General features: G+C 73.6%; 21 protein-coding genes. 4 read left to right on the forward strand and 17 right to left on the reverse strand.

The window, feature by feature from the left end; genetic code table 11:
• Nucleotides 1-57: 57 nt before the first annotated feature.
• The gene (locus FB454_RS08315) at nt 58-630 is read right to left on the reverse strand and encodes a DUF4240 domain-containing protein (RefSeq protein ID WP_145822755.1); all 573 of its coding nucleotides are present in this window, start codon (nt 628-630) and stop codon (nt 58-60) included.
• Between the two features lie 93 nt (nt 631-723).
• Between FB454_RS08315 and FB454_RS08320 the strand changes: the two genes are divergently transcribed.
• Both FB454_RS08320 and FB454_RS08325 read left to right on the forward strand, forming a co-directional pair.
• Nucleotides 724-1665, forward strand: coding sequence for a daunorubicin resistance protein DrrA family ABC transporter ATP-binding protein (locus FB454_RS08320; RefSeq protein WP_013285168.1), 942 nt, complete (start codon nt 724-726; stop codon nt 1663-1665).
• Nucleotides 1662-2408 (forward strand): ABC transporter permease, encoded by a 747-nt coding sequence (locus tag FB454_RS08325; protein ID WP_145822756.1) that lies wholly within the window; start codon nt 1662-1664, stop codon nt 2406-2408. The genes FB454_RS08320 and FB454_RS08325 overlap by 4 nt, the downstream gene beginning before the upstream one ends.
• On the opposite strand, the gene FB454_RS08330 is transcribed toward FB454_RS08325, so the two are convergent.
• From FB454_RS08330 to FB454_RS08345, 4 genes are read right to left on the reverse strand one after another with little or no spacing between them, the layout of a single operon-like run.
• Nucleotides 2392-5529, reverse strand: coding sequence for a BTAD domain-containing putative transcriptional regulator (locus FB454_RS08330; RefSeq protein WP_145822757.1), 3138 nt, complete (start codon nt 5527-5529; stop codon nt 2392-2394). The two genes, FB454_RS08325 and FB454_RS08330, sit on opposite strands and share 17 nt — an antisense overlap.
• Nucleotides 5530-5581: 52 nt before the next feature.
• Nucleotides 5582-6268: an ABC transporter permease gene (locus tag FB454_RS08335; protein WP_013474656.1), complete on the reverse strand. Its 687-nt coding sequence runs from the start codon at nt 6266-6268 to the stop codon at nt 5582-5584.
• A complete protein-coding gene (locus FB454_RS08340) occupies nt 6265-7086 on the reverse strand; it encodes an ABC transporter ATP-binding protein (protein ID WP_145822758.1) in 822 nt (273 codons plus the stop codon). Before FB454_RS08340 ends, FB454_RS08335 begins: the two co-directional genes overlap by 4 nt.
• The gene (locus FB454_RS08345) at nt 7083-7421 is read right to left on the reverse strand and encodes a PadR family transcriptional regulator (protein WP_013285163.1); all 339 of its coding nucleotides are present in this window, start codon (nt 7419-7421) and stop codon (nt 7083-7085) included. Before FB454_RS08345 ends, FB454_RS08340 begins: the two co-directional genes overlap by 4 nt.
• 146 nt (nt 7422-7567) lie before the next feature.
• Here FB454_RS08345 and FB454_RS08350 point away from each other — a divergent pair, with 146 nt between their 5' ends.
• Nucleotides 7568-8545: a hypothetical protein gene (locus FB454_RS08350; RefSeq protein ID WP_145822759.1), complete on the forward strand. Its 978-nt coding sequence runs from the start codon at nt 7568-7570 to the stop codon at nt 8543-8545.
• Between the two features lie 143 nt (nt 8546-8688).
• A complete protein-coding gene (locus FB454_RS08355) occupies nt 8689-9324 on the forward strand; it encodes a helix-turn-helix domain-containing protein (RefSeq protein WP_233585729.1) in 636 nt (211 codons plus the stop codon).
• Between the two features lie 75 nt (nt 9325-9399).
• Here FB454_RS08355 and FB454_RS08360 read toward each other — a convergent pair whose 3' ends face one another.
• Genes FB454_RS08360 through FB454_RS08415 form a run of 12 tightly spaced genes read right to left on the reverse strand, consistent with a single transcriptional unit; the run spans nt 9400 to nt 23817 of the window.
• The gene (locus FB454_RS08360; protein ID WP_486485400.1) at nt 9400-10491 is read right to left on the reverse strand and encodes an alpha/beta hydrolase; all 1092 of its coding nucleotides are present in this window, start codon (nt 10489-10491) and stop codon (nt 9400-9402) included.
• Between the two features lie 5 nt (nt 10492-10496).
• Entirely contained in the window at nt 10497-11495 is a 999-nt protein-coding gene (locus FB454_RS08365; RefSeq protein WP_145822761.1) for an LLM class flavin-dependent oxidoreductase, read from the reverse strand.
• Nucleotides 11492-11821, reverse strand: a complete 330-nt coding sequence (locus FB454_RS08370; protein WP_013285158.1) for a TIGR04076 family protein — start codon at nt 11819-11821, stop codon at nt 11492-11494. Before FB454_RS08370 ends, FB454_RS08365 begins: the two co-directional genes overlap by 4 nt.
• Complete coding sequence (locus tag FB454_RS08375) at nt 11818-12822, reverse strand: zinc-binding dehydrogenase (RefSeq protein WP_145822762.1); 1005 nt, start codon at nt 12820-12822, stop codon at nt 11818-11820. Before FB454_RS08375 ends, FB454_RS08370 begins: the two co-directional genes overlap by 4 nt.
• Nucleotides 12819-13232: a nuclear transport factor 2 family protein gene (locus FB454_RS08380; protein ID WP_145822763.1), complete on the reverse strand. Its 414-nt coding sequence runs from the start codon at nt 13230-13232 to the stop codon at nt 12819-12821. Before FB454_RS08380 ends, FB454_RS08375 begins: the two co-directional genes overlap by 4 nt.
• A complete protein-coding gene (locus FB454_RS08385; protein WP_071096005.1) occupies nt 13229-14494 on the reverse strand; it encodes an amidohydrolase family protein in 1266 nt (421 codons plus the stop codon). The genes FB454_RS08380 and FB454_RS08385 overlap by 4 nt, the downstream gene beginning before the upstream one ends.
• Nucleotides 14491-16161, reverse strand: a complete 1671-nt coding sequence (locus FB454_RS08390) for a hydantoinase B/oxoprolinase family protein (protein WP_047891837.1) — start codon at nt 16159-16161, stop codon at nt 14491-14493. The genes FB454_RS08385 and FB454_RS08390 overlap by 4 nt, the downstream gene beginning before the upstream one ends.
• Nucleotides 16154-17842 (reverse strand): hydantoinase B/oxoprolinase family protein, encoded by a 1689-nt coding sequence (locus FB454_RS08395; RefSeq protein ID WP_030270839.1) that lies wholly within the window; start codon nt 17840-17842, stop codon nt 16154-16156. The genes FB454_RS08390 and FB454_RS08395 overlap by 8 nt, the downstream gene beginning before the upstream one ends.
• Nucleotides 17839-19890: a hydantoinase/oxoprolinase family protein gene (locus FB454_RS08400; protein WP_145822764.1), complete on the reverse strand. Its 2052-nt coding sequence runs from the start codon at nt 19888-19890 to the stop codon at nt 17839-17841. Before FB454_RS08400 ends, FB454_RS08395 begins: the two co-directional genes overlap by 4 nt.
• Entirely contained in the window at nt 19887-21920 is a 2034-nt protein-coding gene (locus FB454_RS08405; RefSeq protein ID WP_013285151.1) for an ABC transporter ATP-binding protein, read from the reverse strand. The genes FB454_RS08400 and FB454_RS08405 overlap by 4 nt, the downstream gene beginning before the upstream one ends.
• 2 nt (nt 21921-21922) lie before the next feature.
• On the reverse strand, nt 21923-22807 hold the full coding sequence (locus FB454_RS08410; RefSeq protein WP_030270843.1) for an ABC transporter permease: 885 nt from the start codon (nt 22805-22807) through the stop codon (nt 21923-21925).
• A complete protein-coding gene (locus tag FB454_RS08415) occupies nt 22807-23817 on the reverse strand; it encodes an ABC transporter permease (RefSeq protein ID WP_013285149.1) in 1011 nt (336 codons plus the stop codon). Before FB454_RS08415 ends, FB454_RS08410 begins: the two co-directional genes overlap by 1 nt.

Genomic DNA, 23817 nt, shown 5'->3' on the forward strand with positions numbered 1-23817 from the left:
CGGCCCGCGGCGGACCAGCGGTTAACCCGGATCGGGCCGGAGGCGGGTCGCGCCGGCTCATTCCAGCGGCCGGTAGATCGCCGCCAGACGCGGCAGGCGGGCGCGCATCTGCTCGTCGTCGCCGAAGTCGAAGTCCTCACCGGCCGGGTCGGCCGGCGCCGGGCCGGGGGGAGCAGCACGGTTGGCGGCGTCGAGCGCCTCCCAGAACGCGTCGGTGCCGGCGCCGGTCGCCTCGGCGTAGGCGTCGCCCGCCGCGCTCAGCACCGCCTCGCACTCGACCGCGTCGTCTTCCGGGTCGACGCCGGCCCCGGCGAGCGAGTCGGGATCGGCGACGGCCCGCTCCCAGACCGCCCGCCCCTGCGCGACCAGCCAGCCGCGGAAGTAGTCGAACCCGTCGTCCGAGCAGCCGCCGCGCATGAGATAGGCGGCCGCCCACAGGTCCCAGCGCCACGCCTCCAGATTCACGTCGTCGTACGCCTGCTCGAAGCCCACGATCGCTGCCGGGCTCAGCGTCGACAGCTCCGCGACGAGGTGCCGGGCCACCGCGTCGGCCCCCTCGGCGGTGACCGTCTCGCGGCCCGCGGCGCCACGCGCCCGCTCCACGATGTCCCAGAACGTCTCCCGATCCACGGCGGGACCGTACGCCGGCCCACCGACAAGCTGTCAGCGGCCGTGTCAGCGCCGTGTCAGGGCGGTGGCGGTACGGCCGCCCATGGTGGTCGCATGACGAGTTCAGCGATAACGGTCTCCGGGCTGCGCAAGGCGTACAAGGACAAGGTGGTGCTCGACGGCATCGATCTGGACGTCCCCGCCGGGACGATCTTCTCCCTGCTCGGCCCGAACGGAGCCGGCAAGACGACAGCGATCAACATCCTGACCACCCTGATCCGCGCCGACGCCGGGTCGGTGCGGGTGGCCGGGCACGACGTCGTCACCGAGGCCAAGGCGGTCCGCGCGGCGATCGGCGTGACCGGGCAGTTCGCGGCGGTGGACGAACTGCTGACCGGGCGGGAGAACCTGCAACTGATGGTCGACCTCGGCCCGCGCAACCGCGTGCCCGGCAAGCGGGTCGTCGCGGAGTTGCTGGAACGGTTCGACCTGGTCGAGGCCGCCGACAAGCCGGTGTCGACGTACTCCGGGGGCATGCGCCGCAAGCTGGACCTGGCGATGACGCTGGTCGGCGAGCCGCGGATCATCTTCCTGGACGAGCCGACGACCGGGCTGGACCCGCGCAGCCGCCGCACCATGTGGTCGATCATCAGGGATCTGGTGGCCGGCGGCGTGACGGTCTTCCTCACCACCCAGTACCTCGACGAGGCCGACCGTCTCGCCGACCGGATCGCGGTGCTCGACCAGGGCCGGCTGGTCGCCCAGGGCACGCCGGAGGAGCTGAAGCGCCGGATCCCCGGCACGCACGTGCGGTTGCGGTTCGGCACCGTCGCCGAACTCGACGCGGCGGCGCTGGTGCTGCCCGAGGCGGTACGCGACGAGGAGGCGCTGGCGCTGCGGGTGCCCGCCGACGGCGGAACCGCGGCGCTGCGCGCCCTGCTCGACCGGCTCGACGCGCACGCGATCAACGCCGACGACCTGTCCGTGCAGACCCCCGACCTCGACGACGTCTTCCTGGCCCTGACGGGCCGTACCCCGGAGGTGGCCGCCAGATGAGCAGAAACCACTCGGTCGTCATGCTGCGCCGCAACCTGACGCACCTGCGCCGCAACCCGACCTCGGTGTTCAACGCGGTGCTGATGCCGATCATCGTCATGCTGATGTTCGTGTACATGCTCGGCGACGCGTTCTCCGTCGGCGTCGACTACGTCGACTACGCGACGCCGGGCCTGATGCTGCTGGCGGTCTGCTACGGCCTCGGCGGCACCGCGACGTCGGTGAACTCCGACATGACCAAGGGCATCATCAACCGTTTCAAGGTCATGCACGTCTCCCGGGGCGCGGTGCTGACCGGCCACGTCGTCGCCACCATGCTGACGAACGTCCTCGCGGTCGCGGCCCTGGTCGGGGTGGCGTTCCTGCTCGGCTTCCGCCCGGCCGCCGATCCCCTGCACTGGCTCGGCGTGGCCGGCGTGGTGGTGCTGCTCAGCGTCGCCGTCAGCTGGTTCACAGTCGCGCTGGGCCTGTTCGCGAAGTCGCCGGAGTCGGCGGGCATGGCCTCCGTGCCGCTGGTCCTGCTGCCGTTCTTCAGCAGCGCGATCGTGCCCGCCGACAAGATGGGGCCGGGACTGCGGCAGTTCGCCGAGTACCAGCCGTTCACGCCGATCATCGAGACCCTGCGCGGCCTGCTCGACGGCGCGCCGTCGGCCGGCGACGTGATCCCCGCGGTCGTCTGGTGCGCCGGCATCGCTGTGGTCGGCTACCTGTGGGCGCGGTCCACGTTCACGAAGCGAGCGTGATCTCGACCAGCCGCTCCCAGCCGGTCTCCCGGCCCTGTGCGACCGCCTCGGCGAACTCCGCGTCGCCGAGGCGGTCGCGCGCCGCCGCCTCGATCCGCGGCACGTCGGGGTGGGCGCGGTCGGGCAGCCCGCGTACCGCGGTGGCGGCGCCGAGCAGCCGCGCCGCGTGGTCCGGCCGGTCCAGCCGCACCGCCAGGTCCGCGACACCGACGAGCACCTGCGCGGTCAGCGGCGCGTAGCCACCCTCGCGCGCCGCCCGGCACGCCGCCGCCCGATGGGTACGAGCCTGCTCGACGTCCTCGGCCAGGTAACCCAGCAGATCCTGGGTGCCCGCCCGGACACTCGCCAGGTCCGCCTCGTCGCCGAGCAGCGCCGACACCGACCGCAGCTGCGCGTACGCCTCGTCCGCGTCACCGTCGTGGCGGGCCAGGTACGCCCGGACCAGCGCCAGCTCGGCCAGCGCGCCCGGCCAGGCGACCCCCGCGGCGAGCCGGTGCGCCTCGGCCAGCGCGGCGGCGCTCGCCGTCTCGTCGCCGCCCAGCCGGTACAGCCAGGCCAGCCGCGCCCGCATCCGGATCACGTCCTCGACGGCGCCGACCTCGGTGACCGCCGTGACCGCCTGCTCGTAGTAGTCGCAGGCGGCGGCGACGTCACCGCGTACGGCGATCAGCTCGGCCAGCTCGCTGAGTGCGAGCGAGATCCCGAAGCGTTCACCGACCGCCCGGAACTCGGCGAGCGCCTGCCGCAGGCACGCCTCCGCCTGCGCCGCCTCGACGCCGAGGATGACCCGCAGCTTGCCCAGGTGCAGCCGGGCCAGCGCGCGTACCCACGGGTCCTCGTGGTCGAGCAGCGACTCCCAGGCGGGCAGCAGCGCGTCCGGCTCCCGCAGCATGCGCTCCATCGGCACGACCAGGGCCAGCTCCGGGTGACCACCGTGGCCTTCGCCGCTCAACCGGTACGCCTTGTGGATCCACTCGGCCGCGTGCTGCGCGTCGCCCGGCCCGGAGCTGAGGAACAGCACCACGAGTCCGTACACCACGGCTCGGATGTCGTCGGGCACGTCGCCGGGCGCCTCGGTGGCCGCGATGATCAGTTCCATGCCCTCGGTCCGGTGGCCGCCGAGCCACCAGTACCAGCCGGCGCCGGCCGCGAGCCGCATCGCCTCGCGCCCCTCACCCGCGGCGAGCGCCCCCCGCACGGCTGCGGTGATGTTGTCGTGCTCGGCTTCCAGCCGGGCGAGCCAGGTGAGCTGGTCGGCGCGGCGCAGCCGCGGCTCGGCGGTCTCGGCCAGCTCGGTGAAGTACGCCAGGTGCGCGCGACGGGCGAGGTCCGCCTCCCCCGCCTCGGCGAGCCGCTGCGCGGCGTACTCCTTGATCGTGCCGAGCATGCGGTAGTGCGGCGCGACGTCACCGGCGGCGACCAGCAGCGACTTGTCGGTCAGCGCGGTGAGCAGGTCGAGCACGTCGCCCGGCTCGACGGCGCCGCCGGCGCAGACCCGCTCGGCCGCGTCCAGGCTCGCCCCGCCGGAGAACACCGACAGCCGGCGCAGCACCGCGCGTTCGGCGTCGCTGAGCAGTTCCCAGCTCCAGTCGACCATCGCGCGCAGCGTCCGGTGCCGGGGCAGGGCGGTCCGGCTGCCGCCGGTGAGCAGCCGGAACCGGTCGTCGAGCCGGGTGGCGAGCTGGTCGACGGACATGGTGCGCAGCCGCGCCGCGGCCAGTTCGATCGCCAGCGGCATGCCGTCGAGCGCCCGGCAGATCCGCGCCATCGTCGTCGCGGTACGGGCGTCGAAGGCGAGGTCCCGGCGTACCGCCGCGGCCCGGTCCCGCAGCAGGCGCACGGCGGGCGACGACTCGACCTCGGCGATCGGGGCGTCGCCGTCCGGCAGGCCCAGCGGCGCGACCGGCCACAGCGCCTCCCCGGTGATGCCGAGCGGTTCCCGGCTCGTGGCCAGGATCCGCAGCCGCCGGCACTCGCCGAGCAGCCGGTGCGCCAGCGCCGCCGCCTGGTCGACGACGTGTTCGCAGTTGTCCAGGATCAGCAGCATCTCCCGGTCCCGGATCGCCGCGACGAGCCGGTCGGCCGGTTCCGCGCTGCCCGCGTCGCCGAGCAGCGCGTCGCGCAGGCCGAGCCCGGAGATCGTCGCCTGCACCACGTCCCCGCCGGCGCTGACGGCGGCGAACTCCACCAGCCACACGCCGTCCGGCAGGTCGCCCGTCATCCGGCGCCCGGTCTCCGTGGCCAGCCTGGTCTTCCCGGAGCCGCCCGGGCCGGTGAGCGTGGTGAGCCGGTGCTCGGCCACCAGCGTGCCGACCGCGGTGAGGTCGGCGTCCCGGCCGACGAAGCTGGTCAGCTCGGCGCGCAGGTTGGTGCGGCGGGTGTCCTCCCGGCGGACCGTCTCGCCGCGCAGCAGGGCGACGTGCAGCGCCGACAGTTCCGGCGACGGGTCGGCGCCCAGCGCGTCGGCGAGCGCGTCGGCGGTGCGCTGGTAGACCAGCAGCGCCTCGGTGTCGCGGCCGGCCGCGACGAGCGCGCGCATCAGCGCCGTGGCGAGCCGCTCGCGCACGGGATGGGCGGCCACCAGGTCGGTCAGCTCCGGGATCAGGTCGGCCTCCCGGCCGAGCCCGATCTCGGCGTCGTACCGGTCCTCCGTCGCGGTCAGGCGCAGCCGTTCCAGCCGGGTGGCCGCCGCGTCGAGCGCCGGACTGTCGGGCAGGCCGATGTCGCGCAGCGCGTCGCCGCGCCACAGGCCCAGCGCCTCGCGCAGCAGCCGTACCCGCTGCGGCCCGTCGCCGTCGCGGGCCCGGCGGACGAGACGCTCGAACCGTACGGCGTCGACGGCGTCGGGCTCGACGGCGAGCCGGTAGCCGTCGGGCAGCCCGTCGACGGCGCCCGCCGGCAGCGCCTTGCGCAGCCGGGAGACCAGCCGTTGCAGCGCGTTCGCGGCGTCGGCGGGCGGCTGCTCGCCCCAGATCCAATCGACGAGCGTCGCCTTCGGGACCACGCGGCCGGGCTGGAGCGCGAGGGCGGCCAGCAGCCCGCGCAGCCGCGCGCCCGGCACGTCGGCCGGTACGCCGCCGTCCGTGGTGACCTGGAACGGCCCGAGCAAACCGATCTGCACCCGCCGATCCTGCCACGCCCGGCGACCGGGTCCGGTCCGCCGCCCCCGCCGGTCAGGTGGCCAGGCGCAGGTGGCGGCGCTGCCGCAGCCGCACCGCGGCGGCCGCCACGACCAGCAGCGTGAGTGCGACAGCGAAGGCCAGCCCGTGGGTCAGGCCGCGGTTGAGGTAGCCGCCGTCGGTGTGGTCGACGGCGTACGTGGCGAGCTCGCGGCTGAACCAGAACGGCAACGCGCGGGTGGCGCTGCCCGCCGGGTCCATCACCATCTGGAGACCGACCACTGTGAGCAGCACCAGCGTGCCCTCCAGCTCGCGCGGCAGCACGGCGCTCAGCAGCAGGCCGAACGGCACCGACACGAACACGGTCAGCGCCATGATCAGGGCGATCGCGCCGTACCGGACGTCGCGCTGGTCGGCCAGGACGAGCAGGAAGTACGGAGTGGAGAGGAGCACGCCGACGGTCCACAGCGCGAGCAGCCGGCCGAGCACCAGGTGCCGGCTGCCGTAGCCGGAGAGCCGCAGGCGGGGTTCGATGCCGCGCGCCGCGCTGCCCGCGAACAGCGCGGCGGTGCTGAGCGCCCAGCCCAGGCCGAGGCAGACGAAGCGGATCGACTGCCCGAGGTGGTCGCCGCGGCGGCTCAGATAGAACGCCAGCGGCATCAGCAGCAGGATGACCAGCACGGTACGGCGGCGCAGCAGCTCGCGCAGGGCGGCCTCGGCCACCACCAGGGTCCGGCTCACGCGTCACGCTCCCCGGCCAGGTCGAGCACGACGTCGACGCGGTCGAGCTGGTTGAGCAGGTGGGTGACGACCACGACGGCCTTGCCGGCGTCGCGCCAGCGCCACACCTCGTGCCAGAAGTCGAGGTAGGTGCCCCTGTCGAACCCCTGGTAGGGCTCGTCGAGGAGCAGCACGTCCGGCTCGCCGAGCCGGGCCAGCACCAGGTTGAGCTTCTGCCGCGTGCCGCCGGAGAGGTGCCGGGCCTGGATGCGTCGCGGCGGTGTCCACTCCAGCCCGGCCGCCTCCGCGCGACCGGCCCGACGGGCCGCCGTCCGGCCCAGCCCCCGGCCGGCGCCGATCAGCACGAAGTGCTCGTCCGGGCTGAGGAACTCGGCGGTGCCGCCGTCCTGCGGGCAGTAGCCGAGCGTGCCGTGCACCTCGACGGTGCCCGCCTCCGGGCTCAGCAGGCCGGCGCAGATCCGCAGGAAGGTGCTCTTGCCGGCGCCGTTGGCGCCGACCACCGCCGCGATCTGGCCCGCCCGGACGGTGAGGTCGACCCGGTCCAGGACGGTCCGCCCCCGGTAGCGCTTGGTGATGCCGCGCGCGGCGAGCCGCACCGGTCCAGGCTGGCGGCGCGGCGGTCGCACGTCGGGGCCGCCGAGGCTGTCGACCACCGCCCGGGCGTACGTCTCCGGCGCGCCGAAGACCCGCAGCGGCGGCTCCCCGCTGTCGAGCAGGTGGGTGGCCGCCTCGGCGACGACGTGGCCGGTCAGGTCGGGCCCCACCCCGTGCCGGCGCAGCTCGCCGGTCAGGGCGGCGAGCCAGGGTTCGTGGTTCACCGCTTCGGCTCCTCGCGCAGTATCGTGCCCACGCTCGACGCGAAGGCGCTCCAGTCGATCGCGGCTGCCCGCAACGCCGCGCTGCCGGCCGGGCTGATCCGGTAGTACTTCCTCGCGGGCCCGGTCCCGCCCTCCCGCCAGTGCGCGGTGAGCAGGCCGGAGCGCTGCAACCGCAGCAGCACCGGGTAGAGGGTGCCGCCCTGCACGGCGCCCAGCCCGTGGGCCCGCAGCGCCTGGGACAGCTCGTAGCCGTAGGACTCGCCCCGGCTCAGCAGCGCGAGCACGCAGAGGTCGAGCACCCCGCGCAGCCACTGCGCCCGCCGTTCCTGGTTCATCCCGCTCCGCACTGTCCCGATCGGACGACATCCGGCGATGACGGTAGCGCCGCTACCTAGGTAGCGCAACCATCTAGTGGGGCCTCCTCCGGCCCGGCGAGGCTGATAGGTTGCGCCCTCCGCACGGGTTCGACGGGGGAATGCGCATGTCCGACACGGGGGCCGGATCCGAGCAGGGACCGGCGGGGGACGCGGAACAGCGGGGAGAGACCGCCTGGATGCGGCCGGCCGGCGAGCCGCCCGGCGTTCCCGGGCCGCCACCACCGCCCGCCACCGGGCCGGGTCACGGGTCGCCCGTTCCGGGTTACGGGCCGCCCATCGCTGGTCCGCCGTACGGTCCGGCCACGCCGGCTGCGCCGTTCGGGCCGTACCCGCCACCCGGCCCGCCGTCGTCCGGCCGCAGCCGCGGTCTGGTCGTCGCCGTCGCGGTGCTGAGCGTGCTGCTGCTGGTGGCGTGCTCGGGCCTGATCGGCGGCGCGTTCCTGCTGGGTTCCTCGCCCCGCGAGACGGCCGGGCGGGAGCCCGCCGCGCCGCCGGTGGCGCCCTGGCGGTCGTCCGGCGCGACGCCCACGCCGGGTGCGACGGCGAGCGCGGAGCCGTCGGCGCGCGGGCCGCAGCCGAGCGACTTCCCGGCGGCGCAGATCTCCGATCTGAACGACGTGTGCGACGGGGTTCTCTACTTCCCGCAGTCGCCGAAGCGCACCGGAGCGGCCCCGCACCCGGTGGCACTGCTCGTCGGCACCGACCTGGGCACGGGCAGCCGCCGCCACGACCAGGTCTACTACTACGACGAGGGCCTGTCGAAGCGGGTGGAACGGACCTGGGCGTCGGAGGACCCGAAGACCGTGCAGATGGTCGCCTGCCTGGATCGCACGAGCACCGGCGCGACGATCCGCAAGTGCCGCTACGACGACCCGAAGCCGGACACGCTGACGCTGCTGAAGGCCACCTACCGCCTGCGGGTGTACGAGGTGGCGACCGGCCGCCGACTGCTGGACAAGACCATGGGCGGGGACGACCAGCAGTGCCCGTACGTGGTCCTGTACGGCTCGGACAAGAAGATCTACGCCGAGGTCAGCCACCGATCGCTGCTCGGGGCGCTGCGCAACCTGGTGAAGCGGTAGGCGGGCGACGCCGGCCGCGGTCCACCCGGGACGATGTGGGGAAACCGGCCGCACGGCCCCTCGCGGACCGGCCGGGATGTTCGATACCATCGAACATCCCGGCGGACGTCCCGCCACCTCGACAGGAGGTCCCCGTGCGGCCCATGAACAGTCAGCCGCCGTCGGAGCAGGCCGGCTCCGGTGGCGCCGCGGACGAGAACACGCCCGCGGGCGTCGTCGGCGGCCGGATCCGGCGCTACCGCAAGGAGCGCGGGCTGACGCTGCGCGGCCTCGCCTCCCGCTCCGGGCTGTCCATCGGCTTCCTGTCCCAGGTCGAGCGGGGCATCTCCTCCATCGGGCTGACCGCCCTCGGCAGCGTCGCCAAGGCGCTCGACCGGTCGGTGGCCGACTTCTTCGACGCCGGCACCGCATCGCCGGACAGCACCGTCTCCTCGCTTCCCCGGCACTTCACGCTGACCAGGGCGGAGACGGCCGCCACGCAGTACGTGTCCGGGCAGCAGACCTACCGCATGCTCTCCGACCGCGGGCCGGACCTGGTGCTCGAACCGATGCTCGTGCACATCGCGCCGGGCGGGCGCCGGGAGAACGCGTACGGTCACCGGGGCGAGGAGTTCGCGTACGTCATCTCCGGCGAGCTGCTCTACGAGGTCGAGGGCGTCGAGCACCGACTGTTCCCGGGCGACAGCGTGCACCTGCGCTCGTCGGTGCCGCACCAGCTCTACAACGACACCGACGCGGTGACGACTGTGGTCTCGGTGGTCACGCCCCGCCTGTTCTGACCCGCGCCCCCGGGCACCACGAATCGCCCTCCGTGTTCACGTAGGTGAACCCGGAGGGCGATTCAGCGTCCGGCGTCAGCGGCCGAGGCGTGCGTCCACGGCGGTCATCGTGTCCTGCCAGACGGCCGAGGCCGGGTCGATGACGGCGAAGTGGTCCCCCGGCTGTTCGAGGTGGCGGATCTCGTCCCCGGCGGCTGCCGCCGCGGCGGCGTAGCGCCGGTTGGCGTCGACGAGGTCGAGGCTGTCCTCCGTTCCCTGCACGAGCAGTGTGGGCACCCCTGTCGGCAGGCGGAGCATCGGGTCGCTCTCGGCGTACCGGCGCGGTGCCGTCACCGGTGAGCCGCCCAGCGCCGCGGCGACCGCGCCGTCGCCGAGGTAGCGCCGCTCGCCCTCGGTGAGGTCGAGCACCCCGGCCAGCGACACCGCGAGCGCGACACGCGGCCCGCTCGTACGCGCGGCGAGGTCCGCCGCGGCGCGCAACGCGAGCTGCCCGCCCGCCGAGTGTCCCAGCACGACGATCCGGTCCAGGTCGACCAACCGGTCGCGGGCCGGTTCCCGCAACGCGAGGAGGCCCGCCTGCACGTCCTGTGTGGTCGCGTCCCAGCCGTGCCGGTCCGGACGCCGGTACTCCAGGTTCCAGCTCGCGTACCCGAGCCGGGCCAGGTCGACGGCGAGCGCGTCCATCAGGTCCGCGCCCCAGATGGACCGCCAGAACCCGCCGTGCAGCAGCACCGCGACCGGCGCCGGCCCGGCGTCCGGGGTGGACGGCAGCCGCAGGTCGCCCCACTGGTCCGGGTCCGGGCCGTAGGCGATCCGGGTGGCCGGCGCGCGGAGGCGGTGCACGGCGTGCCGGATCGCCCAGGTCAGGCCCCACAGTCCCCGCCCGGCCAGGTGGACCGCGCCGGGCACCGGCGGCTCGACTGTGAGGTCGTACCAGACCGCGCCGGACGGCTGCGCGCCGATCAGGGCACGGGCCGCAGCCGTGGGGCCGGGGAGCACCACCACCGGCTGGTCGGCCGTGGCGAGCAGCGCGCGCATCTCGTCGGCCGAGGCGGCGGTGACGACCTCGCCGGAGACGTCGAGTTCGGCGCAGGTGGCGGCGGTCGACGACGCCAGCAGGGCCGCGTCGGCCACCAGGCCGGGGCCGACCAGGACGGTGAGCCGCACCTGACTCACCTGCGCAGCAGCGGCAGGACGGCCGAGCCGAGCAGGTCGACGCCGCGCTCGTCGGTGAGGCCGTGCGGCGTACCGAACTCGACCCGGCGCACGCCCGCGTCGATGAGCGCCTGGGCCTGCGCGGCGACCTGCTCCGGGGTGCCGGAGAAGGCGAACCGGTCGAGCACGTCGTCCGGGATCAGCCGGCCCGCCGCCTCGTCCTCGCCCGCGTCGACCAGCTCGCCGACGCGCTTGACCAGGTCGTCGGGCATCTCGACGGTCGGGTCCAGCTCGGCCACCACGGCGAGGTACATGGCCACCTCGGTGCGGGCCTTGGCGCGGGCCGCCTCGCCGTCGGTGTCGACGACTGTCACGGCGCCGAGCACGATGCCGACGTCTGCGACGTCGCGTCCGGCCTTCTCCGCGCCGGTTCGCAGCCGTTCGCGGATCACCGGGACCATGTCCGGGTTGGCGCTGCCGCCCACCTTGATCTCGTCGGCGATCCGGCCGGCCAGCGCCGCGCCCTGCGGGCCCCACGCGCCGAGCAGCAGCGGCGGGTCGGGCCGCTGCACGTCGTAGCGCAGGGCGGTGCCGGGGGCGAGCGAGAAGACCTTTCCGGTGAAGCCGCTGCGGTCGCCGCGCAGCAGGCGGTAGACGACCTGGACGGCCTCCTCGATGGTGGTCAGCGGCCGCGGCTGCGGCAGGCCGACAGCGCCCAGCCAGGTTCCGCGGGCCAGGCCCAGGTAGGCCCGCCCGTGCGAGGCCAGGTCCAGGGCGGCGATCTGACCGGCGATCTCGTACGGCGCCATCGAGTACGGGTTCAGGCAGGCCGCGCCGAGGCGTACCCGTTCGGTCGCCTGTGCCATCTCCAGCAGCGGGAAGATCGGCGGCTGGTACATCAGGTCGCCGAAGACGGTGAGCACGTCGAAGCCGTGCGCCTCGGCGGCGCGGGCCAGCCGGGCGTAGGCGCCGGCCGGCTTGTCGCTCTGGAGGCCGAGTCCGATCTCGACGGTCATGTCAGGTCCGCCGAGTTCATCGTGCGCCGGCAGGTCCGTTCCACCTTCATGACGAGCCGCTCCTCCGGGTCGGGGCAGATGAAGTGGGAGTCCTGGGCCAGCCAGTCCCCCGGCGCCAGGTCACGCTGCTTGGCGGCGAGGAAGGGCAGCACCGAGGCGAGCGCGTACACGCAGAAGTGCTTTCCCTCGGGCAGCCGCAGGTGCGCGCTGTTCGTCAGTTCGAAGTGGTCGCCCACGGCCATGCCGCACACCGACCGGCCCTCGATCCGGTCGACTGTGACCTTCAGGTCGTAGATCTCCATGTCGCCGTCGGCGCTGTCGCTCACGGCCCCTCCCCCTCGTCGATCCGTACGATGATCTTGCCGGTGGTCCGGCGTTCGGCCAGTTCGGTGAGCGCCGCGGGCGCCTCGTCCAGCGAGACGACGCGGCTGACCGGCGGCCGGACCGCGCCGGAGGCGCACATGTCGAACAGTTCCTGGTACGCGGCCTCGACGGCACTGGCCCGCCGCCACGGGTACTGCGAGCCCCAGGACAGGCCGACGAGCGTCGCGTTCGCCGCCATCAGCCGCAGCGGGTCGACAGGCGGCGGTGCGCCACCGGCGGCGCCCACCGCCACCAGGCGTCCCTCGAACGCGAGGCACTCCCAGGAGCGGGCGAACACGTCGCCGCCCACCGGGTCCACGACGACGTCCACGCCCCGCCCGCCGGTGGCCGCGAGCACGGCGGCCACGAAGTCGTCCGCCGTGTAGTCGATCGCCACCTGGGCGCCGTGGTCGCGGCAGATCGCGGTCTTGGCCGGACCGCCGGCGGTGGCCAGGACCCGCGCGCCGCGGGCGACGGCCAGCTGGATCGCGGCGATGCCCACCCCGCCGGCGCCCGCGTGCACCAGCACCGTCTGCCCGGCCGTGAGACCGGATCGTTCCAGCGCGAACCACGCGGTCTGGTAGGTGACCGGCAGCGCCGCCGCGGTGACCGGGTCGACGGTGGACGGTCGCGGCACCACCACCGCGGCGTCCACGGTCACCGTGCTGCCGAGCGCGCCGCGCGGCAGCGCCGGGCAGGCGAGCACCTCCTGACCCAGCAGGTGCTCGGCCCCGGCGCCGGCGGCGACGACCCGGCCGGCCGTCTCCACGCCGGGTGTCATCGGCGGGTCCGGCCGCACCGGGTACTCGCCCCGGCAGAGCATGACGTCCAGGAAGTTCAGCCCGACCGTACGCACGGCGAGCTGCACCTCACCGGGGCCGGGCGGCGGGTCGTCGGGCAGGTCGGCGACCGACAGCACGTCCGCCGGCTCACCGGTCCGCCCGGCGACCAGCCGCCGGATCACGCCGCGCCCACCGGTTCCCGGACCAGCTCGGCGTGGTGGTGCACGATCACCCAGCGGCCGTCGATCCGGCGCACCACGTCGGTGACCCGGGTGATCTCCGGCTCGTCGTCCGGGCCGAGCTGCGAGACCAGCTCGTACCGGGCCACGCCGAAGTCCTCCCACACGTCGATGCGCTTGTCCCGCGGGGCGAGCACCGCCAGCCGGGGCCGCTGCCCGGCGGCGTCCCGCCGGGCGCGGTACTCGTCCAGCTCGGCCCGGGTCCGCAGCGGTCCGGGCAGGTGCGTCTCCCAGGTGGTCACCTCGGAGTCCAGGTGCGTGTCGAACCGCTGCTGGTCCCCGGCGAGGAACGCGTCGTACATGTCGTCGATGCCGGCGGCGATCTCCGCCGCGCCTGCCTGCGCGAACGTCATCGCGTCTCCTCCTGGTTACGGTCGTCGCGGGCGATCTGCCCGCCCTTCATCACCCACCGCACGTCCCGGAAGGCCGAGGTGTCGGCCAGCGGGTCGGCGTCCGTCGCGATCAGGTCGGCCAGCTTGCCGACCTCGACAGTGCCGAGATCGGATTCCGCGCCGAGCCACCGGATCGGGCCGAGCGTGCCGGCGTGGATGGCCCGCGCCGCGCCGATCCGCTCGGACATGTACTCCAGCTCCCGGATCGAGGCGGTGGTGCCCTCGAACTCCCAGAACGGGGGGACGTCGCTGCCGAGCAGCACCTCCACGCCCGCGGCGATGGCCATGTCGAAGCTCTCCAGGTGCCGGGGGCCGGCGCCGAGCGACCGGCACTGCATCCACTCCGGCACGCCCAGCTCGTCGAAGAACTCCTTGCAGCGCGTCACCAGCAGCGTCGGCACGAGCGCCGTGCCACGCTCGGCCATCCGCGCCGCGACCTGCGGGGTGAGCTGGTAGCCGTGCTCCACGCAGTCCAGCCCCAGCTCCACGGCCGCGGCGATCACATCGGCGGGCCCGGCGTGCGCGGTCACCCGGCGGCCCCACGCGTGGGCGGTCTCGATCGCCGCCGTCATCTCGTCGGCGAAGAGCTGCGGCGTGTGGATGCTCTCGTGCTCACCGGCGATGCCGCCCGAGATCATCACCTTGATCAGGTCCGCGCCGGCCTTGATCTGGCTGCGCACGCCCTGTCGGAAGCCGACCGGGCCGTCGCACTCGAGCGTGTCGTTGCCCTCGTGGCCGTGCCCGCCGGTGCACACCAGCGCCCGTCCGGCGGTGTAGATGCGCGGACCCGGGACACGCCCGGCGTTGATCGCCCGCCGCAGCGCGAAGTCGGCGTGGTCCTTCTCCGCCACGCAGCGCACGGTGGTCACGCCGGTGTGCAGCGTGCGCCGTGCCCCGTCGGCCATGTAGTGGGCGAGGTCGTACGCGCCCATCCCCTTGACGTCGTCGCCGGCGGAGCCGGGCAGCGACAGCGAGAAGTGGGTGTGCATGTTGACCAGGCCGGGCGTCACGTACGCGCCGTCGAGGTCCACCTCGGTCAGCCGGCCGGCGGCCCGCGCCTGCTCGGCCACCTCGGCGTACGGCCCGACGGCGGCGATCCGGTCACCCCGGACCCACACCCCGGCGCCGGTCACGGGCGCCATGCCGTCCACCACGCGGGCGTCCAGCACTGTGCAGTTGCCGAGCAGCACGCTCGGCTGTTCGGGCGAATAGGCGGCACTCACGCGATCACTCCATAAACGTCTCGGGCGGCCCGCGCGGAGACGTAGCCCTCGGCCACGTCCCGTCGCACCGCCTCCGGATCCCGACTCCTCGGGTCACCGTGCCCGCCGCCACCGGCGGTCAGCAACGTCACCCGATCCCCCACCGCCACCGCGGTACGCCGTGTGCTCACCCGGTGCTCCCGGTCCGTGCCCGGGAAGACGACCACCTGGTTCGGCTCCGGCTGCTCGCCGCCGGCCAGCGCCCACGGCGCGCTCTTCGTCTTCTTGATCACCGACAGGAACTCACCCGGCGTCACGAACCGGATGTCCCGCCGCAGGCCGCACCCACCCCGGAACCGGCCGGCGCCACCGGAGTCGGTACGGATCTCCAGGCGCTCGAAGAACATCCCGGTCTTCGACTCCAGCACCTCAACCGGCGTGTTGCGCGCCTGGGTCTGGCACAGGTGGTTCGCCGGTCCGATGCCGTCGTGCCGGGGCGTGCCGCCCCAGCCGACCGGGTCGTTGTTGCTGACCGCGAACATGTCGCCGGTGTCCGGGTGCCGGCCGACCATCATGAACCCGGGCACGTCGCCCCCGGAGGAGGCGGCCAGCCGGTCCGGCATGCCCTGCGCCAGCGCCTTGAGGATCAGCTCCAGCGCGACGGTGCCGGTCCACTGGGTGAACGTGGCGGCCGGATACTGCGCGTGGAACAACGTACCGGGCTCGGCGCGTACCCGCAGGGGCGCGAAGTGCCCGGCGTTGGTCTGCTCGTGCGGCGTGGTGACGCCCTTGAACGCGACCCGGCAGGTGGCGATGGTCGCGCCCAGCGGCAGGTTCACCGGCCCGGGCACCGCCGGGGACGACCCGGCGAAGTCCACTGTGAACTCGCCGTCGGCGACAGTGACGGTGACCCGCATCCGGATCGGATCGTCGCTGACGCCGTCGTCGTCGAGCCAGTCCTCGGCGGTCCAGCTGCCCTGCGGCAGCGCGGCCACCGCCTCCCCGGCGCGCTGCGCGGCGGCGTCGATCACCCGGTCGACGACCGCGTCGACCACCGCCGGACCGTAGTCGCGGTACAGCTCGGTCACCCGCCGCTCACCGGTACGCAGCGCGGCGATCTGCGCGTTGAGGTCGCCGAGGACGAGTTCCGGCATCCGTGAGTTGAACCGGATCAGCTCGTGGATCTCCGGCACCGGCTCGCCCCGGGAGTACACCTTCGTGCCGGGGAAGATGATCCCCTCCTGGTGCATGTCCGTGGAGTCGAGCACGTAACCGGGATCCTTGGCGCCCAGGTCCATCCAGTGCGCCCGGATGCACAGGAAACCGATCAGCTCCTCGCTGTCCGGCAGCACGACCGGCGCGAACATCGTCGCGTCGTACGTGTGCGCCGCGTTCCAGTACGGGTAGTTGAGCAGCACCACGTCGCCGCGGTGCAGGTTCTCCACGCCGACGTACTCGACGCCCTTGCGCAGGGAGTAGTCGTTGGCGCCGAGGAAGCGGGACAATCCCGTGGACTCCGCGACCAGCCGCAGCCGCCGGTCGTAGACGGAGATGCCGAAGTCGTACACCTCGTAGATCACCGGGTTGAACGCGGTGCGCACCAGCGCGGCCCGCATCTCCTCGGCGGCCGAGACGAGATGGCTGCGGACGACCTCGACGGTTGCCCCGTCGACCGTCGGCTCACCCATCGACGTCCACTCCGTAGACGTCCCGGGCCGCCTCCGGGGAGACGTAGCCCTCGGCCACGTCGCGCCGGACCGCCTCGGGGTCGCGGCCGCGCGGGTCGCCGTGCCCACCGCCACCGGCGGTCAGAAGGGTGACCCGGTCGCCCACAGCGACCGTCGTGCGCTTGGTGCTCACCCGGTGCTCGCGGTCGGTGCCCGGGAACACCACGATCTGGTTCGGCTCCGGCTGCAAGCCGCCGTCGAGCGCCCACGGCGCGCTCTTCGTCTTCTTGATGACGGTGAGGAACTCACCGGGCGTCACGAACCGGATGTCCCGCCGCAGGCCGCAACCACCACGGAACCGGCCGGCGCCACCGGAGTCCTCGCGGATCTCCCAGCGCTCGAAGAACATCCCGGTCTTGGCCTCCATGACCTCGATCGGGGTGCCCCGGCCGGTGCTGCCGGAGACGTGGGTGGCGGCGTCCATCCCGTCGTGCTGCGCGGTGCCGCCCCAGCCCACCAGGTCGTTGTTGCTGACCGCGAACATCTTCCCGGTGTCCGGGTGCAGGCCGACCATCATGAAGCCGGGCACGTCGCCGCCGGAGGAGGCGGGCAGCAGGTCCGGCATGCCCTGGGCCAGCGCCTTGAGGATCAGCTCCACCGCGACGATGCCGGTCCAGAGCGTGAACGTCGGCTGCGGGTAGACGGCGTGGAACAGCGTGCCCGGCTCGGCCCGCACCTCCAGCGGCGCCACGGTGCCGGCGTTCGACGGCTCGTCCCGGGAGGTGAGCGACTTCAGCACGACCTTGCAGATCGCCTCGGTCGCGCCGAACGGCATGTTGATCGGGCCGCGGGTGGCGGGCGCCGAACCGGCGAAGTCGACGACGAAGCGCCCGTCGGCGATGGTGACGGTGACGCGCATCTTCACCGGGTCGTCGCTGATGCCGTCGTCGTCCACCCAGTCCTCGGCGGTCCAGGTGCCCTGCGGCAGCGTGGCCAGCGCCGCGCGGGCGCGGGCCTCACCGTCGGTGATGATCCGGTCGATCGCCTGGTTCACGGTGTCCCGGCCGAACTTCTCGATGATCTCCAGCATCCGCCGCTCGCCGGTGCGCAGCGCGGCGATCTGCGCGTGCAGGTCACCCAGCACCGCGTCCGGCATCCGCGAGTTGAACCGGATCAGCTCGTGGATCTCGCGCACCGGCTCGCCCCGGGACACGACCTTGGTGCCCGGGAAGATGAGCCCCTCCTGATGCATGTCGGTCGAGTCAAGCACGTAGCCGGGGTCCTTGGCGCCCAGGTCCATCCAGTGCGCGCGGACGCAGAGGAAGCCGACCAGGTCGCCGTCCGCGTCGGGGTCCGCCTCGTCCGGCCGGAACACCGGCGCGAACAGCGTCGCGTCGAACGCGTGCGCCGCGTTCCAGTACGGGTAGTTGAGCAGCACCACGTCACCGCGGTGCAGGTTCTCCCGGCCCACGTACTCCACGCCCTTGCGCAGCGAGAAGTCGTTCGCGCCGAGGAAGAACGTCAGCCCGGTGGCCTCGGCGACCAGCCGCAGGTCGGCGTCGTACATCGACAGGCCGAAGTCGTGCACCTCGTAGATGACCGGGTTGAAGGAGGTACGGATGAGGGTGGCCCGCATCTCCTCCGCGGCCGACAGCAGATAGCTGCGGACGACCTCGACCTGGGCTCCGTCCAGCGTGGTCATGCGGCTTCCTCCAGGGTGACGAGCAGGTATCCGTGGTCGTCGACGGTGACCCGCTGGCCGCTGGGCACCACTGTGGTGGAGGTGCCCTCGTCGATCAGCGCCGGTCCGTCGAAGGTGTCGCCCGGCTCCAGGCGGGCCCGGTCGTAGACCGCGAACGGCACCACCGCCTGCTGCCCGAAGTCGTAGGCGTCGCGGTGCGCCAGCAGCGCCTGCGACGGGTCGCCGTCGCCGCGCGGCAGGGTCTCCAGCTCCGGCCGGTCGGTGCGCCCGATGCCGCGTACCCGCAGGTTGAGGATCTGGAGCGGGTTGCCCATGGTGTGGCCGTACCGGGTGCGGTGCGTCTCGTCGAACGCGGCGCGGATCGCGTCACGGTCCAGCTCACGCCCGACGGTGACCATCAGGCTGTGCTCCTGGCCGAGGTAGCGCAGCTCGAACTGCCGCTCCAGTACCGCCTCGCCGACCGGCACGCCCTGCGCCACCAGCGACGCGACCGCCTCGGCCTCAACGGCCTTGAACAGCTGCTCCAGCTCCGACAGGTCGGCGTCGTCGAGCGTGGCCATCACGGTACGGCTGAAGTCGTTGACGATGTCGGCCGAGAGCATGCCCCAGGCGGAGAAGCCGGACGGCGCGAACGGCACGACCACCTCGCCGATGCCCATCTCCCGGGCCAGCAGCGGTGCCAGCAGCGGGCCGGCGCCACCGAACGCGAGCAGCGCGAACTGCCGGGGGTCGTGCCCCCGCTCGACGGTGATCTGCCGGACCGCGCCCACGGTGCGGGCCAGCAGCACGTCGAACACTCCCGCCGCCGCGTTCTCCACGCTCAGGCCGAGCGGATCGGCGAGCTGCTCCTGGATCGCGGCGCGCGCCTCGGCATCGCGCAGCCCCATGGTGCCGGCGAGGAAGCGGTCCGGGTCCATGTAGCCGAGCACCACCGCCGCGTCGGTGACAGTCGGCTTGGTGCCGCCACGGCCGTAGCAGACCGGGCCGGGGTCGGCGCCGGCGCTCTGCGGGCCGACCTTGAGCAGGCCGTGGTCGAGCCAGGCGATCGAGCCGCCGCCGGCGCCGATGGTACGGATGTCGTACGTCGGGATGAGCAGCGGGAAATGCTCCAGCTGGGCCTCGTACGCGGCGACCGGGTTGCCGCGCTCGATCACGCAGGCGTCCAGGGAGGTGCCGCCGATGTCGAACGTGAGCACGTTGTCGCGGCCCAGCTCGGAGGCGACGTAGGCGGCACCGACGATGCCGCCGGCCGGGCCGGACAGCACTGTGTGCGTGGGGGCGGTCTTGGCGACCGCGCTGGTCATCGAGCCGCCGCCGGAGCGCATGATCAGGAAGCGCCCGGAGAAGCCGCGCTCGGCCAGGCCGGCCTCCAGCTCGTCCACGTACCGCTCGAAGATCGGCCGGATGTACGCCTCCAGCACCGTGGTGCTGGTGCGCTCGTACTCCCGGTACTCGCGCACGATGTCGGTCGACAGCGACAGGCTGACCTCGGGGAACTCCTCGTGGATCAGGCGCGCGGCCTCCCGCTCGTGGCTCGGGTCGAGGAACGAGTGCAGGAAGCAGATGGCGATCGAGGTGACCTGCTGGTCCACCACGAGCGTGCGGGCGGCCTCCCGGACGCTGTCCGGGTCCAGCGGCTCCACCACGCGGCCCCGGTAGTCCAGCCGGCCCCGCACACCGGCGGTGAAGCGGCGCTGCACCAGGCTCTCCGGCCGCTGGTACTGGAAGTCGTACATGTGGTCGGACGGCACGTTGCCGCGGCCGATCAGGAAGACGTCCCGGAAGCCCTCGTTGGTGATGATGCCGGTACGGCCACCACGGCGTTCCAGCACCGCGTTGAGGCCGAGGGTGGTGCCGTGGATGAACAGCTCCACCTCGGACAGGTCGGTGCCGAGCGCGGTGATCGCGTTGAGGACACCGTCCGCAGGCCGGGCCGGGGTCGTGGCCGCCTTGCGGAACCGGACCCGGTTGGTGCGAGTGTCCAGCTCCATGGCGTCCACGAAGGTCCCGCCGATGTCGACGGCGAGCCGGATGGGGCGACGGGTCATGGCGTGACAGCCTGCCTTCCGATGAGGGCGGGAAGCTCGGGAACGCGCCAGCAGGCGGCCCGGCTCTCGCCGTACGACTGAAGCTCCTGCTGCTCCGCTCGGCACCGGTCGGTGACGAACGGGCACCGGGCGGCCAGTGGGCACCCGGTCGCGGCGTCGGCTTCCTCCAGGTCCTTGACCAGCTCGACGGCCTCGCCGTCGGACCCGGTCGTCCCGCCGAGGCGGGGGGCGCTGCCCAGCAGCGCGCGGGTGTACGGGTGCCGGGGCGTGTCGAAGACGACGTCCACCGGCCCCTCCTCGACGACCCGGCCGAGGTAGAGCACCACGACGCGGTCGGCGAACCCGCGCACGGTGGCCAGGTCGTGGGAGATGAACACCGAGGCGCGTTCCGCGTCGGCGGCCACGTCGGCGATCACGTCGAGGATCTGCGCCTGGACGGTGACGTCCAGCGCCGAGGTCGGCTCGTCGAAGACGATCAGGTCCGGCTCGCCGACCAGCGCGCGGGCGATGCCGATGCGTTGCGCCTGACCGCCGGACAGCTCGTGCGGGTAGCGCTGGAGGATCGACCGGTCCAGCTCCATCCGGTCCAGCACGGCGGTGACGCGCTCCTCCCGCTGCGCCGGGGACAGGCCGGCGGCGCGCAGCGGCTCGGCGATGGAGTCGCCGACGGGACGGCGCGGGCTGAGCGAGCCGATCGGGTCCTGGAACACGAGCTGCGCCCGGGTCCGTGCCCGGCGCAGTGCCCGGCCCCGCGGACGGGGGCGGCCCGGCTGCTTGACCAGTGCCTGCCCGGCGACCGTGACGGTGCCGGACGTGGGCGCGACCAGGCCCATCACGAGCTTCGCGAGGGTGCTCTTGCCGCAGCCGCTCTCGCCCACCACGCCCAGCGTCTCGCCCGGCCCGAGCCGCAGCGTGACGCCGCGCAGCGCGTGGTGCCCGCCGGAACCGAACCGGCTGCGGTAGACGACGTGCGCGTCCTCGATCTCCAGCACGGCGGGCTTCGCGTCCGCGCCGGCCGAGACCGCGCCGGACGCTGCCGGCGTGTGCGACGCCTGCGGCACGTCGGCGTCCAGCGGCCGGGTCTGCGGGTGGAAGCAGGCGAGCGACCACTCGCCGCCACCGGGTACCGGCACTGTGGCCGGGCGCCGGGACGAGCAGGTGCCGTCGGCGTGCGCGCACCGGGCGACGAACGGGCAGTTGTGCGGCTCCTGCGTCAGCAGCGGCATGGCGCCGGGGGTGGCGACGACCGGCCGGCCGCCGACGTCCGGCACCGAACGCAGCAGCGCCCGGGTGTACGGGTGCGCGGGCTCCCGCAGCACCTGCGCGGCCGGTCCGCTCTCCACCACGGTGCCGGCGTAGAGCACCACCACCCGGTCGCAGACCTCCGCGATGGAGGCCAGGTCGTGCGAGATCAGCAGGACGCCCCGGCCGTCGGTGTCGGCGGCGTGCCGGAACTGACGCAGGATCTCCCGGGTCAGGGTCACGTCCAGGCCGGTGGTCGGCTCGTCGGCGATCAGCAGCTCCGGCGCGCAGCCGGTGGCCAGCGAGATCATCACCCGCTGGGCCATGCCGCCGGACAGCTCGTGGGCGTACGCGTCGAGCCGCCGCTGCGGGCTGCGGATGCCGACCGCCTCGAACAGCTCGCGCGCCGCCTCCCGGGCCCGGTCGCCGGACATCTCCTGGTGGGTGGCGAGCCGGTCGACGAGCTGCTTGCCGATGGTGCGGGTGGGGCTGAGCGCGCCGCGCGGGTTCTGGAAGCAGATCGCCACCCCGCGCCCGCGGTGGGCGGCGAGCGCGGTGTCGTCCATCCGCAGCACGTCCGAGTCGCCGAACAGCACCCGGCCGGTGGCGTGCGAGCCGCCGGGCAGCAGCCCGACGACGGCGCGGGCCACCATGCTCTTGCCGCCGCCGCTCTCTCCGACCAGGCCGACGACCTCGCCGGGCCGGACGGCGAAACTGACGCCGCTGAGCGCGGCGACCTGCCGGCCGGGCCGGCGGATCGTCACGGAGAGGTTCTCGATCGACAGCATGGTCACCGCCGCTTCGCGTTCGCGCGGTCCTGCAGGCCTTCGCCGAGCAGGCTGAACCCCAGGACGCAGACGAACAGGGCCAGGCCGGGCGGGACCGAGGTCCACCACCGGCCGCCGACCACGTCCGCGGCACCCAGGCTGATCATGGCGCCCCACTCCGCCTCGGGGATGCTCACGCCCAGGCCGAGGAAGGAGAGCCCGGCCAGGGTGAGCATGGCCCAGCCGCAGTTCAGCGGCGCGATCACCCGGACCGGGGTGAGGCTGTTGGGGAGCAGGTGCCGCCAGAGCACGCCGATCGGTGACGCCCCGGAGGTGATCGCGGCGTCCACGAACGGCAGTTCCCGCAGCGACCGCACCTCGGCGCGGACCAGCCGGGCGTACGCCGGCGCGTTCACCGCCGCGATCGTGATGATCAGGTTGATCGTGCCGTTGCCGAGCAGCGCGGCCACCGCGAGCGCCAGGATGAACGTGGGGAACGACTGGAAGATGTCGACCACCCGCATCAGCACGTCGTCGAGCCAGCCGCCGAAGTAGCCGGCGACCAGGCCGAGCAGCGTGCCGACGACCACCGCGAGCGCCACGGCGGCCAGCGCGATGCCCAGGTCGAGCCGGGCGGCGTAGAGCACCCGGCTCCAGATGTCCATGCCGTTGCCGTCGGTGCCGAGCAGGTGGCTGCCGCCCGGCGCGACGAGCGTGTTCGCCGCGTCGATCTCGGTCTCGCCCCACTGGCTCAGCAGCGGCGCGAACACCGCCAGCAGCGCGACCACCGACAGGATGCTCGCCCCGGCGATGATCATGCGGCGGGCGAATCGGCTGTCCCGGTCGCCGCCGGGCACGACCACCGGCGCGGCGGCGGGACCGTCGGGGACGGTTCGCAGCTCGGCCATCAGAGCCTCACTCTCGGGTCGAGGATCGCGTGGACCACGTCGGCGATGAGGAACACCAGCACGTAGCACAGCGCGATGACCAGCACCGACGCCTGCACCACCGGGTAGTCCCGGTAGAGCAGGCCGCGCAGGGCCCACTGGCCGAAGCCCTGCCACGAGTACACGTACTCAACGAGCACGGTGGAGCCGATCGCCGTACCGAAGACCAGCGCGGCCAGCGACGGCAGCCGGACCAGCGTCGCCCGCAGCAGGTAGCCGTAGTGCAGCGTGCGGTCGCGCAGCCCGTGCGCCTTCGCCGCGGCGTACGACTCCGAGTGCAGCACCTCCAGCGCGGAGGCCCGGACGCTGCGCAGCAGCGGGGCGACCACGCCGACCACGAGGGTCAGCACCGGCAGCACCAGGTACGCCGCGGCCGAGGCGATCGCCGGCCCGTTGGCGGTGAGGACGGCGTCGACGAGGTCGGCGCCGGTGAGGGGGGTCAGGCCGGTGTCCGGGTCGACGCGGCCGTTGGGGGCCGGGAACCAGCCGAGGATGCTGTAGCCGACGAGCACCAGCACCAGGCCGAGCCAGAACTCCGGTACGGAGTTGCCGACCAGCGCGAAGATCCGGACGCTGTGGTCGCCGGCCCGGTTGGCCCGCTTGGCCGACCAGATGCCCAGCACCGTCGCCACCACGAGCGCGATGCTCACCGAGATGACGACGAGTTCCAGGGTCGGACCCACCCGCAGCGCCATCTCCGAGCCCACTGAGCTGCCGCTCTGGATCGACGTCCCGAAGTCACCGGTCAGCAGCCCGCCGAGGTAGTCGAGGAACTGCTGCCACAGGGACTGGTCCAGCCCGAAGCGGGCACGGGCCGCGGCGGCGTCCTCCTCTGTGGCGTTCTGCCCGAGGATGCTGCGGACCGGGTCGCCCGGCAGCACTCGGACCAGGAGGAAGGCCAGGACGACCACTCCGAGCAGAACGGGGATCAGCTGGAGTAGTCGCCTGACGACGAACCGGAAGATACGCAT

It is taken from the genome of Micromonospora sp. CNZ297 (genome assembly GCF_007827625.1).